General features: G+C 71.8%; 16 protein-coding genes. 6 read left to right on the forward strand and 10 right to left on the reverse strand.

Features of this window, described 5'->3' with window-relative positions:
- Window positions 1–65: 65 nt before the first annotated feature.
- The 5 genes from Q1K33_RS02405 to Q1K33_RS02425 all read right to left on the reverse strand — a co-directional run bounded on the left by Q1K33_RS02405 (window position 66) and on the right by Q1K33_RS02425 (window position 6016).
- On the reverse strand, window positions 66–1286 hold the full coding sequence (locus tag Q1K33_RS02405; RefSeq protein WP_300400171.1) for an acyl-CoA dehydrogenase family protein: 1221 nt from the start codon (window positions 1284–1286) through the stop codon (window positions 66–68).
- Window positions 1287–1420: 134 nt separating this feature from the next.
- A complete protein-coding gene (locus Q1K33_RS02410) occupies window positions 1421–3358 on the reverse strand; it encodes a M3 family metallopeptidase (RefSeq protein ID WP_300400173.1) in 1938 nt (645 codons plus the stop codon).
- 132 nt (window positions 3359–3490) lie between these two features.
- On the reverse strand, window positions 3491–4696 hold the full coding sequence (locus Q1K33_RS02415) for an RNA polymerase sigma factor (protein WP_300400175.1): 1206 nt from the start codon (window positions 4694–4696) through the stop codon (window positions 3491–3493).
- 29 nt (window positions 4697–4725) lie between these two features.
- Window positions 4726–5091: a YciI family protein gene (locus tag Q1K33_RS02420; RefSeq protein WP_300400177.1), complete on the reverse strand. Its 366-nt coding sequence runs from the start codon at window positions 5089–5091 to the stop codon at window positions 4726–4728.
- A 103-nt stretch (window positions 5092–5194) separates the two neighbouring features.
- Window positions 5195–6016: a phospholipid scramblase-related protein gene (locus Q1K33_RS02425; protein WP_300400179.1), complete on the reverse strand. Its 822-nt coding sequence runs from the start codon at window positions 6014–6016 to the stop codon at window positions 5195–5197.
- Between the two features lie 67 nt (window positions 6017–6083).
- On the opposite strand from Q1K33_RS02425, the gene Q1K33_RS02430 reads away from it, so the two are divergent.
- Entirely contained in the window at window positions 6084–7139 is a 1056-nt protein-coding gene (locus Q1K33_RS02430; RefSeq protein ID WP_300400182.1) for a glycoside hydrolase family 6 protein, read from the forward strand.
- A 124-nt stretch (window positions 7140–7263) separates the two neighbouring features.
- Here Q1K33_RS02430 and Q1K33_RS02435 read toward each other — a convergent pair whose 3' ends face one another.
- Window positions 7264–7761 carry a DUF427 domain-containing protein gene (locus Q1K33_RS02435; protein ID WP_300400184.1) on the reverse strand — a complete coding sequence of 166 codons (498 nt, stop codon included), beginning with the start codon at window positions 7759–7761 and terminating at the stop codon, window positions 7264–7266.
- A gap of 71 nt (window positions 7762–7832) precedes the next feature.
- On the opposite strand from Q1K33_RS02435, the gene Q1K33_RS02440 reads away from it, so the two are divergent.
- Window positions 7833–8627, forward strand: coding sequence for a siderophore-interacting protein (locus Q1K33_RS02440; protein ID WP_300400186.1), 795 nt, complete (start codon window positions 7833–7835; stop codon window positions 8625–8627).
- Here Q1K33_RS02440 and Q1K33_RS02445 read toward each other — a convergent pair whose 3' ends face one another.
- The 3 genes from Q1K33_RS02445 to Q1K33_RS02455 all read right to left on the reverse strand — a co-directional run bounded on the left by Q1K33_RS02445 (window position 8628) and on the right by Q1K33_RS02455 (window position 11254).
- Window positions 8628–9365, reverse strand: coding sequence for a hypothetical protein (locus tag Q1K33_RS02445; protein WP_300400188.1), 738 nt, complete (start codon window positions 9363–9365; stop codon window positions 8628–8630). It lies immediately after the preceding gene.
- Complete coding sequence (locus Q1K33_RS02450) at window positions 9353–10762, reverse strand: glutamine synthetase family protein (RefSeq protein ID WP_300400190.1); 1410 nt, start codon at window positions 10760–10762, stop codon at window positions 9353–9355. Before Q1K33_RS02450 ends, Q1K33_RS02445 begins: the two co-directional genes overlap by 13 nt.
- Before the next feature lie 168 nt (window positions 10763–10930).
- Window positions 10931–11254: a hypothetical protein gene (locus Q1K33_RS02455; RefSeq protein ID WP_300400192.1), complete on the reverse strand. Its 324-nt coding sequence runs from the start codon at window positions 11252–11254 to the stop codon at window positions 10931–10933.
- Between the two features lie 22 nt (window positions 11255–11276).
- On the opposite strand from Q1K33_RS02455, the gene Q1K33_RS02460 reads away from it, so the two are divergent.
- Genes Q1K33_RS02460 through Q1K33_RS02470 form a run of 3 tightly spaced genes read left to right on the forward strand, consistent with a single transcriptional unit; the run spans window position 11277 to window position 14684 of the window.
- Complete coding sequence (locus tag Q1K33_RS02460) at window positions 11277–11807, forward strand: gamma carbonic anhydrase family protein (RefSeq protein WP_300400194.1); 531 nt, start codon at window positions 11277–11279, stop codon at window positions 11805–11807.
- Window positions 11808–11856: 49 nt separating this feature from the next.
- Window positions 11857–13173, forward strand: a complete 1317-nt coding sequence (locus Q1K33_RS02465; protein WP_300400196.1) for an MFS transporter — start codon at window positions 11857–11859, stop codon at window positions 13171–13173.
- 20 nt (window positions 13174–13193) lie between these two features.
- On the forward strand, window positions 13194–14684 hold the full coding sequence (locus tag Q1K33_RS02470; protein ID WP_300400198.1) for an SDR family NAD(P)-dependent oxidoreductase: 1491 nt from the start codon (window positions 13194–13196) through the stop codon (window positions 14682–14684).
- A 46-nt stretch (window positions 14685–14730) separates the two neighbouring features.
- On the opposite strand, the gene Q1K33_RS02475 is transcribed toward Q1K33_RS02470, so the two are convergent.
- On the reverse strand, window positions 14731–15234 hold the full coding sequence (locus tag Q1K33_RS02475; protein ID WP_300400200.1) for a DinB family protein: 504 nt from the start codon (window positions 15232–15234) through the stop codon (window positions 14731–14733).
- A gap of 52 nt (window positions 15235–15286) precedes the next feature.
- Here Q1K33_RS02475 and Q1K33_RS02480 point away from each other — a divergent pair, with 52 nt between their 5' ends.
- Window positions 15287–15739 carry a hypothetical protein gene (locus Q1K33_RS02480; protein ID WP_300400202.1) on the forward strand — a complete coding sequence of 151 codons (453 nt, stop codon included), beginning with the start codon at window positions 15287–15289 and terminating at the stop codon, window positions 15737–15739.
- The last annotated feature ends 68 nt before the right edge of the window (window positions 15740–15807 follow it).

Genomic DNA, 15807 nt, shown 5'->3' on the forward strand with positions numbered 1-15807 from the left:
TCGGATCCTGGACGCGCTCGCGGAGGATTTCAAAGAACGTCGGATTGAAATCGCGATGCGACGCCCTACCGGATCGGGGACCCCGACACGGTGCGCGCGATGACGAGTCGCTGGATCTCGGAGGTGCCCTCGAAGATCGTGTAGATCTTCGCGTCGCGCGCCCACCGCTCGACGGGGTACTCGCGGGTGAAGCCGTTGCCGCCGAGGATCTGCATCGCCTGTCCGGTCACCTTGACCGCGGTCTCGGCGGCCATCAGCTTGGACATCGAGCCCTCGGCAGCGTTGAACGCCTTGCCCTGGCTGGCCATCCAGGCAGCGCGGTGGACGAGCAGGCGGCTGGCGTCGATCGAGACCGCCATGTCGGCGAGCATGAAGGCCACACCCTGGTTCTCGATGATCGCCTTGCCGAACTGCTCGCGGGTCCTGGCGTAGTCGAGCGCCACCTCGTAGGCCGCGCGCGCGATGCCGACGGCCATGGCGCCGACCGCGGGGCGGGTGCGCTCGAAGGTGGCCATGGAGGCGTTGCCCTTGGCGCTGGAGCCCTCACGGGCCCGGGCCAGCCGGGCGTCGAGCTTCTCCTTGCCGCCCAGCAGGCAGCGGCCGGGGACGCGCACGTTGTCCAGGACGACCTCGGCGGTGTGGGAGGCACGGATGCCGTGCTTGTGGAACTTCTGCCCCTGGCTCAACCCCTTGGTGCCGGGGGGTACGACGAAGCTGGCCTGACCGCGGGTCTTGAGGTCGGGATCGACGACGGCCGTGACGACGTGGACGTCGGCGAGTCCGCCGTTGGTCGCCCAGGTCTTGGTGCCGTTGATGATCCACTCGTCGGTGGCCTCGTCGTAGCGAGCACGGGTCCGCATCGCACCCACGTCGCTGCCGGCGTCCGGCTCGGAGGAGCAGAACGCGCCGAGCTTGAGGTCACCCGGGCTGCCGAACATCTCCGGGACCCACTCGAGCACCTGCTCCTGGGTGCCGTTGGAGCTCACACCTGCGGCGGCCAGCGCCGTACCGACGATGGCCAGCCCGATGCCCGCGTCACCCCAGCACAGCTCCTCCATCGAGACCGGGATGCCGAGCCCGGTCGGGTCGAAGCCCTGGGTGGCGAAGAAGTCCATCGAGTAGATGCCGGCCTGGGCGGCCTCCTCGACCACGGGCCAGGGGAACTCCTCCTTCTCGTCCCACTCGGAGGCGGCCGGGCGGATCACGTCCGCGGCGAAGGTGTGGAGCCAGTTCTTCAGCTCGAGGTGGTCGGGGGTCAGGTCGAAGCCAAGCGCGTGGTCGGACATGGTGTCACGGTAAACCTCGGGAGCACGTCGCGCTGCCATGCGGCCACAATTGTGGGGTCCTGACACCGATCACGAGTCACGACCCGGACTCGCCCCGGTGGCCCACCGTCCTGTTCGGGGTCGTCGGCCCGGGGCTACTCCGCCAGCCACGCCGCGTACGCGTCGAACGTGTAGGGCCGCCCGAGGAAGTCCGCGACGAGGTCGGCGGCGTCCTTCGTGCCACCGGGGGCGAGGACGCAGTCGCGGTACCGGCCGGCGACCCCCGTGCCGGCCTCGTCGAAGAGGTCGGCGGGGTCGAAGGCGCTGAAGAGGTCCTTGGCGATGACCAGCGACCACATGTAGGTGTAGTAGCCCGAGCTGTAGCCACCGAGGTGGCCGAAGCTGGCGAACATGTGGGTGCCGTCGAGGTAGGGCCACGCCGAGTAGCGCTCCTGGAGCTCGATCATCCTCGCCGTGAGGTCGGCGGGCCGCTCGACGTGGAAGTAGTAGGACATCGCGGCGTAGAACATCTGCACCCGCGCGGTGTAGCCCTTGCCGAAGTCGTCGCTGCGCCGCATCGACTCGACCAGGTCGGTGGGGATCGGCTCGCCGGCCGCGTTGGTGGCGAAGCTGCTGAGGATGTCGGGGTCCCAGGCCCACTCCTCCAGCATCTGCGACGGCGCCTCGACGAAGTCCCACTCCGTGGCCACCCCGGCGAAGCGCGCCCACGGCACCTGCCCGCCGAGGACGTGGTGGACCAGGTGGCCGAACTCGTGGAAGAGCGTGACGACGTGGTCGTGCTCCATCAGGCCGCGCGAGAAGTTGCAGACCAGCACACCCTCCGGCAGCTGGCGGCCGGCCACCCCGTCGGTGAGCGTGAACTGCGCGGCGTGCTTGTACTTCCCGTCGCGGGGGTGCAGGTCGAGGTAGATCCGTCCCAGCGGAGCCGTGTCGTCGCCCGCCGCGGCGTCGTGGACGTCGTACACGGCCACATCGGCGTCCCACACGGTCGCGTCCGCGATCCGCTCGTAGCGCAGGCCGAACAGTCGGCCGGTCACGTCCAGCAGCCCCTGGCGGACCTTGTCGAAGGCGAAGTAGGTGCGCACCCGCTGCGAGTCGACGTCGTACTGCTCCTTGCGGACCAGCTCCTCGTAGTAGGGCGCGTCGTAGTTGGGGACCCGCTCGGCGTCGGGGAAGTCGGCCCGGTAGCGCTCGAGCAGGATCGCGAGATCGCGCTCCATCGGCTCGGCTGCCGCGTCGGCGATCTTGTCGATGAACGCCGGGATGGCCGGGCCCTCCTTGATCATCTTCACGTCGGCGTCGTACGCCGCCCAGTCGGCGTACCCGACGAGGTTGGCGATCTCGTGGCGCAGGTCGAACATCTCGCGCAGCAGGGGGTCGGTGGCCGGCCATCCGCGCTCCAGGAAGGCCACCGTCATGTCGCGGCGAACGTCCTGGTCGTGGGCGAACATCCGGGTGGGGACGGCGTCGGGGTAGTCAGTGGTGACGGTCACCAGGCCGTCGTCGGCGGCCTCATGGGCGTCGAGGAAGTCCTGCGGCAGGCCGGCGAGCCGCTCGGGAGCCACCCGGATCGTGCGCACGTCGTCGCGGATGACCTTGCCGAACTCCTGGTCGATCTCGGTGAGCCGCTCGTTGATCGCGGTGATCCGGGCCCGGGTCTCGTCGTCCTGGTCGACGCCGGCGCGGGTGAAGTCGGCCAGCACCTTGGCCATCAGCCGGCTCGCCTGCTCGTCGAGCCCGGAGGCGTCCAGCCCGGCGAAGACCTCGTAGAGCCCGCGGTCGAGGCTCAGCTCGGTCATCAGGCGCATCACGTCCTGCTCGGCCTTCTCGGCACTCGTGCGGACCGCCTCGTCGGGGTGCACGTTGCCGTACAGCGAGCCCATCGCCGCGACGTTGCCCAGCTGCAGCGCCGCCTCGTCCCACACCAGCAGGGCCGCCATCGCCTCGGTGGGCGGGTCCTCGCGCAAGCCGTCGATCAGGGCACGGGCGGCCGCGATCCCCTCCTCGGCGCGGGTCCGGACCCACTCCTCGGCGTGCTCGGCATCGGGCAGGGTCAGCGGCGAGATCGTCACGAGGCCACGGTAGACGGTCGGGGCCGGAACAGTCCTTCCCGTTTCCGTCGCCTGTCGGGCGGATCCGCGGCGTGTCGGGTCGGGATCGGGACGGAGGAGTGCCCCGCCGGGCTCAGCAGGGCACTCCCAGACTCAACCGCCGAGCTGGTCGCGCCGCCGCGACAGGTACGCCGCCTCGGCCGCGTTGTCGCTGAGCCCGAGCGCCCGGTCGTACGCCGCCCGTGCCTCCTCGCTGCGACCCAGCCTGCGCAACAGGTCCGCCCGGGTGGCGTGCCAGGCGTGGTAGGCGTCGAGTGGCAGCGCGTCGACCAGCGCCAGCGCGACCTCGGGGCCGTCGAGCTCGGCGATCGCTACGGCCCGGTTCAGGGCGACGATCGGGTTGGGGTCGATGCCCGCCAGCTGGGTGTAGAGCGCGGCGATCTGCGACCAGTCGGTGTCGCGCACGTCCCGGGCGTCGGTGTGCACGGCGTTGATGGCGGCCAACAGCTGGTAGCGCCCCGGCCTGCCGAGGGCCAGGCACTCGCGCACCAGGGCGTGCCCCTCGTCGATCGCTGCACGGTCCCACCGCGAGCGATCCTGCTCGTCCAGGGTGATCAGCTCGCCACCCGGCGCGAGGCGCGCCGTACGGCGGGCGTCGATGAGCAGCATCAGGGCGAGCAGGCCGGTGACCTCCGTCGCGTCGGGCAGCAGGCCGCGCAGGATCCGGGCGAGCCTGATCGCCTCGGCGGTGAGGTCCTCGCGCAGCGGGGCGTCCCCGGAGGTCGACAGGTAGCCCTCGTTGAAGACGAGGTAGAGCACCGCGAGCACCGCGTCGACGCGCGCCGGGAGGTCCGCGGCGCACGGCACCCGGTAGGGAATGTGGGCCGCGGTGATCTTCCTCTTGGCGCGGGTGATCCGCTGACCCATCGTGGTCTCGGGCACCAGGAACGCTGCGGCGATCTCGGGGACGGTGAGCCCGCCGAGGAGCCGCAGGGTGAGGGCCACCCGGGCCTCGGGCGCCAGCGCCGGGTGGCAGCAGGTGAAGATCAGCCGCAGCCGGTCGTCCTCCACCACGCCCGTGGCCTCGTGGGGTGTGTCGTCATGCAGCATGTGGGCCGCCTGGTGCTTGGCGTCGCGGTGCGACTCGCGACGGAGCCGGTCGATGGCCTTGCGGGTGGCCGTCGTGGTCAGCCAGCCGCCGGGGTTGGCCGGCACGCCGTCGACGGGCCAGCGCTCGAGGGCGACCAGGAGCGCCTCGCCCGCGGCGTCCTCGGCGACGTCGAGGTCACCGAAGCGCCGCGTGAGCGAGGCGACCACCCGGCCGAACTCCTCGCGGTAGACCCGCTCGAGGCTCTCCACGCCGACCTCCTCGAGCGCCGGGCCGGCGCTCAGGCCTCGGGCTCGTCCTGGAAGGGACGCACCTCCACCTTGCCGGCACACGCCTTCGACCCCTTCTGGGCCCACACCAGCGCGGCATCCAGGTCCGGCGCCTCGATCACCCAGAAGCCGCCGAGGTACTCCTTCGACTCGGCGTAGGGCCCGTCGGTGATGACCGGCTGAGCGCCGGTGTTGTCGACCACCGTGCTCATCTCGAGCGGCTGCAGTCCGCCGGCGAACACCCAGGCGCCCTGCTCCTTGACCTCGGTGTTGAACGCGTCGACGGCGGCGAAGAGCTCCTGCATCTGGGCCGGGGTCATCTCGTCCATGGTGGTGTCGGCGGGGTCGTGGTTGACGGCCAGGAAGTACTGCGACATGGGTTTCTCCTCCAGTGCGGCGGCCCGAGTGGCTGCCTCTCATCCTCACCACGAACCGGGACGTAGCGATACGACACCCCCCGAAAGACTTTTCGGGACGAGCTCAGCCCAGGCCGCGCTGGTCCTGCTTGAGCGCGGTGTCCACACTGACCGCGGCCGCGACCACGAGCGCCTGCAGCGGCCCCTCGAGCGGGCGGTGGATCTGGACGACGTAGTTGTCGGCCGTGGTGAACATCGTCTTCGCCAGGCCCTCCCAGGTCTTGGTGATCCGGGCCACCTCGACGTCGGCGTGGTCACGGATCGAGAAGTTCCACGCCCGCCAGTTCTCCGCGTTGATGGAGCCGATCTGGTGGCCCCCGGCGATCAGGCCGAAGCGGATCTTGCCGAAGACGTTCTGCTGCACGAGCTGGCCGATCTCGTTGCCCCGCGCGTCCTGCACGATGACCTTGGACTTCACGAGCTTCGCCGGCCGCGTGATCGCCAGCACCGGTGCCCCGTTGGCGTCGACGACCTGCAGCTTGTGGGTCATGAACTGGTCGTAGGAGGTCAGCACCCGCGCGGCCTTCTTGAGCGCGCTCTGCCCGACCTGGCGCACAGCACCGATCTGGCGGGCATGCTGGTCGTAGATCGCGTACTCGTTGTTGACCTCGATGAGCTTGGCCTTCTGGTTGACCACCAGGACGGGCTCGGTGAACAACGAGCCACCGCCGGAGAAGGCCGCCTGTCCCGCCGTACCCGCGCGCTCGACGTCGCGCTGCACCTTCTCCGGGGCTCGGTCGACGGTGGGCACGTGACCCTGCACCGGCGGGTCCGTGCTCTGCCGCCCGTGGGAGGCCACGTGCTCGGTCCACGTGGAGCCGTCGTAGTAGCGGACCTCGTGCCGACCGAACGGATCGGCGTACCAGCCGGGGGCAGCGTTCGTCACGACGGGGAGCCTACGCGGGATCCGCCGATCCGCTGCCGGGCACCGCTCGCCGACCTAAACTGGACCAGTGTGCTTCCCCAGCGTGCGCGCCGCTCTCGGCGCCCTGATCTTCGCCCTCCTGGCGAGTCTTGCCGTCGTGCCCGGGCCCGCCGATGCCCGGACGGCGAGCGCAACGTCCGCTGGGGATCTCTCGGCCACCGCCCCGCTCAACACCCGTCCGAAGCCCGACCCCCGGACCAGGCGCGGGCTCTTCGTCGACGACCGGATGAAGGCCGCCAACGCCGGCGACGCCTTCAGGGCGATCGGCAAGCGGGCGCAGCCGCTGTGGATCACCGACTACTACACGAGTCCTTCCGCCGCACGCGAGGCCACCAAGGCCTACATCGCGCGCGCACGCTCGGCCCGCAAGACCCCGCTGCTGGTCGTCTACAACATTCCCGACCGTGACTGTGGTCTGTACTCCTCGCAGGACGACCAGATCACCGACGCGTTCTACCGGAAGTGGGTGGCCCAGGTCGCCAACGGGATGCGCGGCGGCAAGGCGATCGTGGTCCTCGAGCCCGACGCGATCCCCTTCATCGACAACCCCGACTGCACCGGTCGCGGCGACCGGCTCGGGCTGCTGAAGTTCGCCACGAAGAAGCTCACCCAGGCCGGCGCCTGGGTCTACATCGACGCCGGCCACTCCGGATGGCGCTCCTCGACCCACATGGCGCCGCTGCTCAAGAAGGCCGGCATCAAGAAGGCGCGCGGGTTCGCCACCAACGTCGCCAACACGCGCACCAACAAGAACGAGACGGCCTACGCCCGCTCCCTGATCAAGCAGCTGAAGAAGCGCAAGGTCAAGGGCGTCCGCTACATCGTCGACACCTCCCGCAACGGCGCCGGTGCCAAGGGCCCCGCCAACGGCGACGTCTGCAACCCGCTGGCTGCCCGCCTCGGCGCCGACCCCAAGCTGGTCTTCAAGGGCGCGTTCGACGGGCGCCTGTGGGTCAAGCTGCCGGGAGAGTCCGACGGCCCCTGCAACGGTGGCCCCGGCTCGGGCGAGTTCTTCCCCACGGGTGCGTGCCGGTTGCTGAAGGGCCAGGCGTTCTACTACGACGGCAGCGCCTGCCGGAAGTAGCGGCTCGATCGCCTCACGCTGGTCGAGGTGCGAGCCTCGCCCGCGGGTCCCCGACGCTGGTCGAGGTGCGAGCGCAGCGAGCCTCGAAACCTCGTGAGCCGACCGGCGGCCGTCACCCGCCCCGTCACCACCCCCACGAGCCGGGTTGCCCCTTGAACGGTCCCACCACCGTCGAGGTGATCCAGCCACCGTAGAAGCCACCCTCCTGCGCCGTGACGACCTCGTCGTCGACCACGCATCGGTCCATCGCGGCCGGCATCACCGAGACCGCGCCCGCCAGGTCGGCGAAGCCGCCGGTGGGCGACGGGTAGGTCCACCCTGCCCGCGAGGCGATCCGACCACCTCCGAGGACGTCGAAGTACGACGCCATCCCCTTCCACTCGCAGAACGACGACCCGTCGGCCTCGCGCAGGGCACCGCCGACGAACGCCTCCCGAGGCAGGTAGTACGTCGGGGGATGGCTGGTCTCGAGCACCCGCCAGGACCGGGTCGTCGAGGCGATCGTCTCGCCGCCGAGGACGACCTGGATCGAGGCCGTGCTGGTCTCCAGCCGGGGCGGGCGCGGGTAGTCCCAGACCGACTCCTGGCCGGGACCGGGCTCGATCGGGGCGCGGCTGCTCATGAGGGGAGTCAACCCCCTCGACCAAGCCCCCTCGCTCACCCGGGAGTGGAGCGTCCTGCACCATGGAGGCCATGGCCACCATGTACGGCGAGGTCGTCTCCACCGAGCACCTCACGCCGACCCTCGTCCGCGTCGTCCTTGGCGGATCCGGCCTCGACGAGTTCGAGATGCCCGACGCCAGCGACACCTACGTCAACGTGGCGATCCCACCCGCGGGCGTGTCCTACGGCCCGGTCTTCGACCCACGCGAGGTCGTGGAGACCTTGCCGCGCGAGCAGTGGCCGGCCCGACGCCGCTACACCGTGCGTGCCTGGGACGCCGAGCAGCGCCTGCTCAGCCTGGACTTCGTCGTCCACGGCGACGAGGGGGCGGCCGGCCCCTGGGCGGCCGCGGCCTCCCCCGGGGACGTGCTGATCTTCAACGGTCCCGGCAGCGGCTACCACCCCGACGCGAGGGCCGCCTGGCACCTGCTCGTGGGTGACGAGTCGGCGCTTCCCGCCATCGCCGCCGCCCTCGAAGTGCTGCCGACGACGGCGCGGGCCGTCGTCCGCCTCGTCTGCAACGGCCCTGAGCACGAGGTGCCGCTGACGAGCCCCGGCACGCTCGACCTGGAGTGGCTGCACCGCGGCGGGGCCACCTCGCTGCCCGGGGCGATCGAGGCACTCGACTTCCCCTCGGGCACCCCCCAGGTCTTCGTGCACGGCGAGGCCGAGGAGATCCGCGCGATCCGCCGTCACCTCGTGCTCGAGCGCGGACTCTCCGCGAAGGCGATGTCGTGCTCGCCGTACTGGCGCCGCGGCATGACCGACGAGCAGTGGCGCTCGGTCAAGCGTGAGTTCACCGCGGCGATGGACGCCGACCTCTGATCAGGTCGCCCAGAGGCCGAGGCTGAACCCGGCCGCGACCACCGCCTCCTCGGCAGCCGGTACGTCCTCCGGCGCGGCCAGCAGGAGGAGGCCCCGCTCGGCGGTGGCGACGTCGAGCGACCCGGCCTCGACCAACCGGCTCCCGGCCGGGAGTCCGGCTGCCCCGAGCTCGGCGTAGGAGTCGGCGAGCGCGACCCGGTCGCCGACGATGCCCCACGCGACCGCGAAGTGCCCCACGTCCCAGTCCATCTCCGCGGGGGCGACGTGGCCGGTCCGCAGGTTGGCGACGACCCCGACCGGGCGGTCGAGGGCGATCAGCCGGCGCAGCAGGTCGGGCGTGGCGCCCGGTCCTCGGGCGGGCACGACGCTCACGCCCGACACCTCGCGGGCGAGGCCGGCCGCCAGGGCAGCGGCGTCGGTGCCGCTCCGGTCGGCCGTGGCGGCGCGTGGCAGGAGGTCCCACCCGCTGCGGTCCAATGGCGCGCCCGCCGGTCGCCATGCCGGGGTGTCGTGCGGCCAGATGCGGGTGCCCGCGGCGACGGCGAGGTCGGTCACCGATGGCGGGTCCGGGAGCACCGCGTGCAGGGCCGCCCACGCGGCGAACGGCTCGCACTGCTGGTCGGGCTGCGGCAGCGCCGGCCCGTGGACGGCGAGGATCGCGTCGGCGCCGGCGAGCCGCCGTACGGGTGACCGGGGTTCCGGGGGCGTCGCGGGACCCGTCACGGTCAGTACCGCCACCTCAGCGAGGCGACCGTCTCCTCGGGCGTGTGCTCGGCCGCCCACGCGGCGTCGGCGTCGCGGACGGCGACGAAGGCACCGAGTAGCTCCTCACCGAGGACGTCGCGGACGAGTTCGCTGGCGAGCAGGTGGACGCGCTGCTCCTCGTGCGTCGTGGCCAGGGCCGTGATCCCGGCCGCCGCGCGCGCGGCGTCGTCCCAGCCGCCGACGTCGTCCTGCACGGGGTCGGGCAGAGCGGCCCCGGCGCCGTCGCGGACCCCGGCGAGACCGGCGGCGATCGTGACGGCGAGCGCGAGGTAGGGGTTGGCCGAGGCGTCGCACGCCTTGAGCTCGACGTTGGTGTGCTCGGTGCCGAGCAGCGGGGACGACGGCACCAGCCGCAGCACGGCCTCGCGGTTCTCGACTCCCCAGAAGCGGTAGGCGCCGGCCCAGAAGCCGGGGCGACGCCGCATCAGCGAGCCCGTCGTGGGGGCGGTGACCGCGACCAGCCCGGGGAGCTCGCGCAGCAAGCCGGCCAGGTAGTCGCGCCCGGTCGTGGAGAGCCCGTGCTCGTCGGAGTCGGACTCGGTGCCGGTCAACGCGTTGCGCCCGTCGCGGACCAGGGAGGTGTGCAGGTGCCAGCCGTTGCCGGCGCCGTCGGTGGTGGTGATCGGGGCGAAGCTGACGCGCAGACCATGCGCGCGGGCGGCGGCGTGGATCGTCTGGCGCGCCAGCACCTGGGTGTCGGCCATCGCGAGCGGATCCAGGGCATCGAGGGCGATCTCGACCTGCGCTCCGCCGTACTCGGCGTGGAGCTGGCCGATCGAGATCCCGTGCGCGGCCAGGTCGCCGAGCAGCTGATGGACGAACTCGTCCACGTCACGCAGGGCGTTGGGTGAGTAGACGGGACCACGGTGGGCCGGGCGCCAGTCGTTGCCCTGGGGGTCGGCCAGCAGGTCGTCGCGGACGACGACCATCTCGATCTCGAAGCCGGCCCGCACCTCGAAGCCCGCCGCTGCCGCGGCCGCCACCTGCCGCTCGAGCACGGCTCGCTGGCAGTAGGGCCACGGTCCACCGTCGGCGGCGACCTGGCGGCCGTTGACCCAGGCCTGACCGAGCTGGCCGGCCAGCGGGGTCACGTCGGCGGCGGACTCGATGACGGGCACCAGCCGGACGTCGCCCGACGGCGTGGCGATCCCCTCGAAGGCGAACGTGACCGCGTCGTGGGAGTCGAAGACCGCGAAGGTCGAGGAGATGCCGACGCCCTTGCGCGCCGCGGTCGCCAGCCCCGCCGTCGGCACGGTGCGCGAGCGGACCGTGCCGTTGTTGTCCACCCACCCGATCGTCACCCCCCGCACCCCTTGCTGCTCGAGGGCCGCGGTCAGGGCGTCGAGGTCGGGCTGCGGGGCCGTGGTCATGGGTTCGACGCTACTGCGCCGACCGCTGAGCCGTCGTGGTGCGGGCGTGTCCAGACGCCACAATTGTGGCGTTTGGACCGGGTTCTGAGCCGAAACCGTGCAACAACTCCACAATTGTGGGATCTCGACACCAGGACTGTCGCAGCACACCGACCTTCCTGCTCGACCTCAGACCACGTCGTGACCGGCCAGCAGGATCACCAGGATCGCCGCGAGTGCGGTCAGCCCGCTCCCCAGCACCCCGCGCGCCATCCACTTCACCCGGCGCCGGTTGCGCAGCAGGTAGGCCGCGCCGATGAGCAGCACCACGAGGGCCACGACCGGACCGCGGCGGGTGACGGCTCCGACGTACACCGCACCGGCGCCGATCACGATCCCGACGAGGACCTGCACGATCGCCTCGCTGCGAGGCGTCGGGGGCGGGGCCGGCCGCTGGGCTCGCTGGGTGGCCTGGGACCTGACAGCTCGCAGGGTCGAGAAGAGGCCGGCCATGCCCTGACGCTAGCGTCAGTGCGTGAATCTCTTCTCCTTCGAGGGCAAGCACCCCGTCGTCCACCCCGACGCGTTCGTCGCCCCGACGGCGACGCTCATCGGCGACGTGACCGTCGAGGCCGGGGCCTCGATCTGGTACGGCGTGGTGATCCGCGCCGACATCTGCACCGTCGTGGTCCGCGCCGGGACCAACGTGCAGGACAACTCCGTGCTCCACGCCGCACCCGAGGCGACGCTGACCATCGGTCCCGACGCCACCATCGGGCACGGGTGCGTCGTGCACTGCGAGGAGGTGGGCGAGAAGGCACTGATCGGCAACGGCAGCACCCTGCTCGACGGTGCCCGGGTCGGTGCCGGCACCCTCGTCGCCGCGGGCTCGGTGGTGACCCCCGGCGCCGTGATCCCCGCGGGAGTCGTGGCAGCAGGGATCCCGTGCAAGGCGACCAAGCCGATCGAGGGGACCTCCTCGGAGTTCTGGGTCGAGACCAACGCGACCTACTACCGCGAGCTCGGCCAACGCCACGCCGCGGGCGTGGCACCTGTGCAACCGTGAGCGTCCTTCTCGGGTTGCTCGACCTCTGCTTCGCGCACGTGGACCTGCCGTGAGGGAGCGGCTTCGCGGACTCGTCGCCGACACCCGACCGCTGCGCAACGACCACTTCCGGCGGCTGTGGACCGCCAACATCATCACGGTCATCGGCGCCCAGCTGACGGTGGTCGCCGTCCCGGCGCAGATCTACGCCGACACCGGCTCCTCGGCGTACGTCGGACTGACCGGACTCTTCGGGCTCGTGCCGCTCGTCGTCTTCGGACTGTGGGGCGGCGCGCTCGCCGACGTCTTCGACCGCCGCACCCTGCTGATCATCTCGACGTCGGGGCTGATCGGGACCAGCGCTCTGTTCTGGGTCCAGGCCGCCCTCGGGAGCACCGACGTGTGGCTCCTGCTGTGCCTGTTCTCGGTGCAGCAGGCGTTCTTCGGGATCAACCAGCCCACACGCAGCGCCGTGCTCCCGCGGCTGCTGCCGCCCGACCTGCTGCCCGCGGCCAACTCGCTGAACATGACGGTGATGATGGCCGGCGGCATCGCCGGCCCTCTCGTCGCCGGGATCCTGATCCCGTTCATCGGCCTCGAGTGGCTCTACTTCATCGACACCATCACCCTCTTCGCCACGCTGTCGGCGGTCGTGCGGCTGCCGTCGCTGCGCATCGAACGGCCCGAGGGCGCCGGCGGCCTCGGGCGTGCCCCGACCCCCGGGCTGCGCTCGGTGGTGGAGGGCTTCACCTTCCTGCGGACCCAACCGGTGCTGATGATGTCCTTCGTCGTCGACCTGATCGCGATGGTCTTCGGGATGCCGCGGGCGTTGTTCCCCGAGATCGCCTCGGAGTCCTTCGACGGTCCGGACGCCGGCGGGCTCGCCTTCGCGTTCCTGTTCGCCGCCATCCCGATCGGCGCCGTGGTCGGAGGCGTGCTGTCCGGCTGGGTGTCGCGGGTCGAGGCTCAGGGGCGTGCGGTGGTCGTCTGCATCCTCGTGTGGGGTGCGGCGATGGTCGGGTTCGGTGTCGCCGTCGGCATCGCCGGAGCCTCCGCCTCGTTGCGCACCACGATGCTAGTCGCCGCCGTGCTCCTGCTCGCCGTCGGCGGCGCCGCCGACATGGCCTCGGCCGCCTTCCGGTCCTCGATGCTGCAGACCGTGGCGACCGACGAGATGCGCGGTCGGCTCCAAGGCATCTTCATCGTCGTGGTCGCCGGTGGGCCGCGCGTGGCCGACGTGGCGCACGGAGCGTCGGCTGCCCTCATCGGTACGGCGGCCGCGGCGGCCGGCGGTGGGGTGCTGGTCGTCGTGGGCGTGGTCGTCGCGGCCCTCGCCGTGCCGTCGTTCGTGCGCTACCGCGTGACGCGGGTGCCCGAGACCGGCTGAGTCCACCGTAGGATCCGCGGGTGATCGACCCCGACGACCTCGCCGCGACCCTGCGCGTCCTCGGGCAGCTGCACACGGTCCCCGAGGACCACCCCGACCACGTCCAGGTCAAGCGGGCGGCCTCCCACATGTACAAGGCGCTCAAGCGCGACCGGCGCGCCGCCAAGCGCGCCGAGGAGCTCGCCCACGACCGTGCCGTCACCGAGGCCACTGCCACCGGGTCGCCGCTGCGCATCGACGACGAGACCGAGGGGACGCTGCTCACCACTCCCACGTCGGGCGCCTTCGCCGGCGAGCTGATCAACCCGCGTGGGTGCTACATCTGCAAGGACGACTACACGCTGGTCGACGCGTTCTACCACTGGCTGTGCCCGACGTGCGCTGCTCGCTCCCACGCCAAGCGCGACCAGGGCACCGACCTGAGCGGGCGGCGCGCGCTGCTCACCGGGGGGCGCGCCAAGATCGGGATGTACATCGCGCTGCGCCTCCTGCGCGACGGTGCCCACCTGACGATCACGACGCGCTTCCCCCACGACGCCGTACGGCGCTACTCCTCGCTGCCCGACGCCGCCGACTGGATCGGGCGGCTCAAGATCGTCGGGATCGACCTGCGCGACCCGACCCAGGTGGTCGCGCTGGCCGACGACGTCGCGGCGGCCGGGCCGCTCGACGTCCTGATCAACAACGCCTGCCAGACCGTGCGGCGCTCCCCCGGCGCCTACGCGCCCCTCGTCGCTGCCGAGGCCGAGCCGCTCCCGGACGCGATCGCCGGGCAGGACCTCCCGGAGATGGTGCGCTTCGACCGGATCTCCGAGGCCCACCCCGCCGCGATCGCTGGTGCCCTGTCACGCGAGGCCGTGGCCGCTCACGACGGCGAGTCGCTCGACCACGCCCGCGCCTCCCACTCGGCCGCGACGCTGACCGCACTGGCCCTGAAGGCCGGGCACGCCTCGCTGGACGCCCACCTCGCCGGCACCGCCGTCGATGCCGGTGGGCTGCTGCCCGACCTCCAGACCACCAACTCCTGGACCCAGACCGTCGACGAGGTCGACCCGATGGAGCTGCTCGAGGTGCAGCTGTGCAACTCGGTCGCCCCGTTCCTCCTGGTCTCCCGGCTGCGTCCCGCGCTGGCCGCGGCAGCCTCCGCGGCCGCGTCAGGGCGAGCCCACGTGGTCAACGTGTCGGCGATGGAGGGACAGTTCTCGCGGCGCTACAAGGGCGCCGGGCACCCGCACACCAACATGGCCAAGGCCGCGCTCAACATGATGACGCGCACCTCGGCGGGCGAGATGTTCGAGACCGACCAGATCCTGATGAACGCCGTCGACACCGGGTGGATCACCGACGAGCGCCCCCACCAGGACAAGCTCCGGATCGCCGCCGAGGGGTGGCACGCGCCGCTCGACCTCGTCGACGGTGCAGCCCGCGTCTACGACCCGGTCGTGCGGGGCGAGGCGGGCGAGGACCTGCACGGGCACTTCCTGAAGGACTACGACCCCTCGCCCTGGTGACGGCAGCTTCTCCGCCTCGGATGTGAGACTGCCACCACCCACCAGGTCACCTCCCCAGCAACCCCCGCACGTACGCCGCCTGCCCGACGTGCTGCAGGTCGTCGTTGACGACGCTGACCAGCCGGGCGCCGAGCGTCACCGGCGGGTCCCACCGGTCGTCGACGACCCGGTCGAGCTCGTCGGCCGTGAGGCCGTCGAGGTAGCCCACGGTGCGCGTGTGCACGGCGTCGAGGTACTCCAGCAGCAGCCCGGTCTCCCACGTGCCGGCACCCACCTCGTCGCTCGACTGCCCGAAGCCGATCGACCCCGCGTCGTACGGGAGTGCGAAGCGCCCGACGTAGTCCTGGGCGGTGTAGACCTGCTGGGTGCCGGCCACGTCGGCGACGTGGTCGTCCTGCACGCGCGTCAGGTGCCAGACCAGCCAGCCGATCGGGTTGGCCTCGGGCCGGGGGCGGTGGGCGAGGTCCTCCGGCGAGAGGCCCTCGAGCGCCGCCTCGGCGCTCTCCCTCACCCGGTCGAAGGCGTCTGCCAGCAGCTCAGTAGGCGTCATGCCTCGAACCTACGCCGCGACCCAGGCTTGGCCGGTCGCCTACGGTCGAGGCGTGAGCCTCTTGCTGCGCCTCGTCGCGACCGTCGCCCTGGCCCTGCCGCTGGCGGCCTGCGCCGGAGCGCCTGCTGAGGAGGTCGGCGACGCACAGGTCTTCGTGCCTGACGCCGCGCCGGACGACGGCACCCCCACCGGCCGCAGCGCCTGCGACCTCGTCGTGGCCGGGATCGAGGCGTTCAACCGCGGCGAGCTCGTGGAGACCGTCGCGCGCTTCGAGGAGGCGGTCCCGCTCGCCGAGGCCGAGGACGAGGCCGCCGGCACCCAGGCCTCGGCCGACCTGCTGGAGGCCGTGGAGTACTACGCCGAGCTGCCGGCCGACGAGTACCTGGCCGCCTCGGCCGGGTCGCCGGACTTCGCGAGGTACCAGGCGATCACGCTCGGCCTGTGCGGCTCCGGGGAGCCGCAGGTGCCAGGTCAGCCCGACGACGAGGGCGGCGTCCAGGCCTGATGGGGATGACCGTCGGGACGGTCCCTGACGGAAGTCAGCTCTGCGGGGCCTGAAGCCTTGACCTTCCT

It is taken from the genome of Nocardioides sp., from assembly GCF_029937575.1.
GTDB lineage: Bacteria > Actinomycetota > Actinomycetes > Propionibacteriales > Nocardioidaceae > Nocardioides.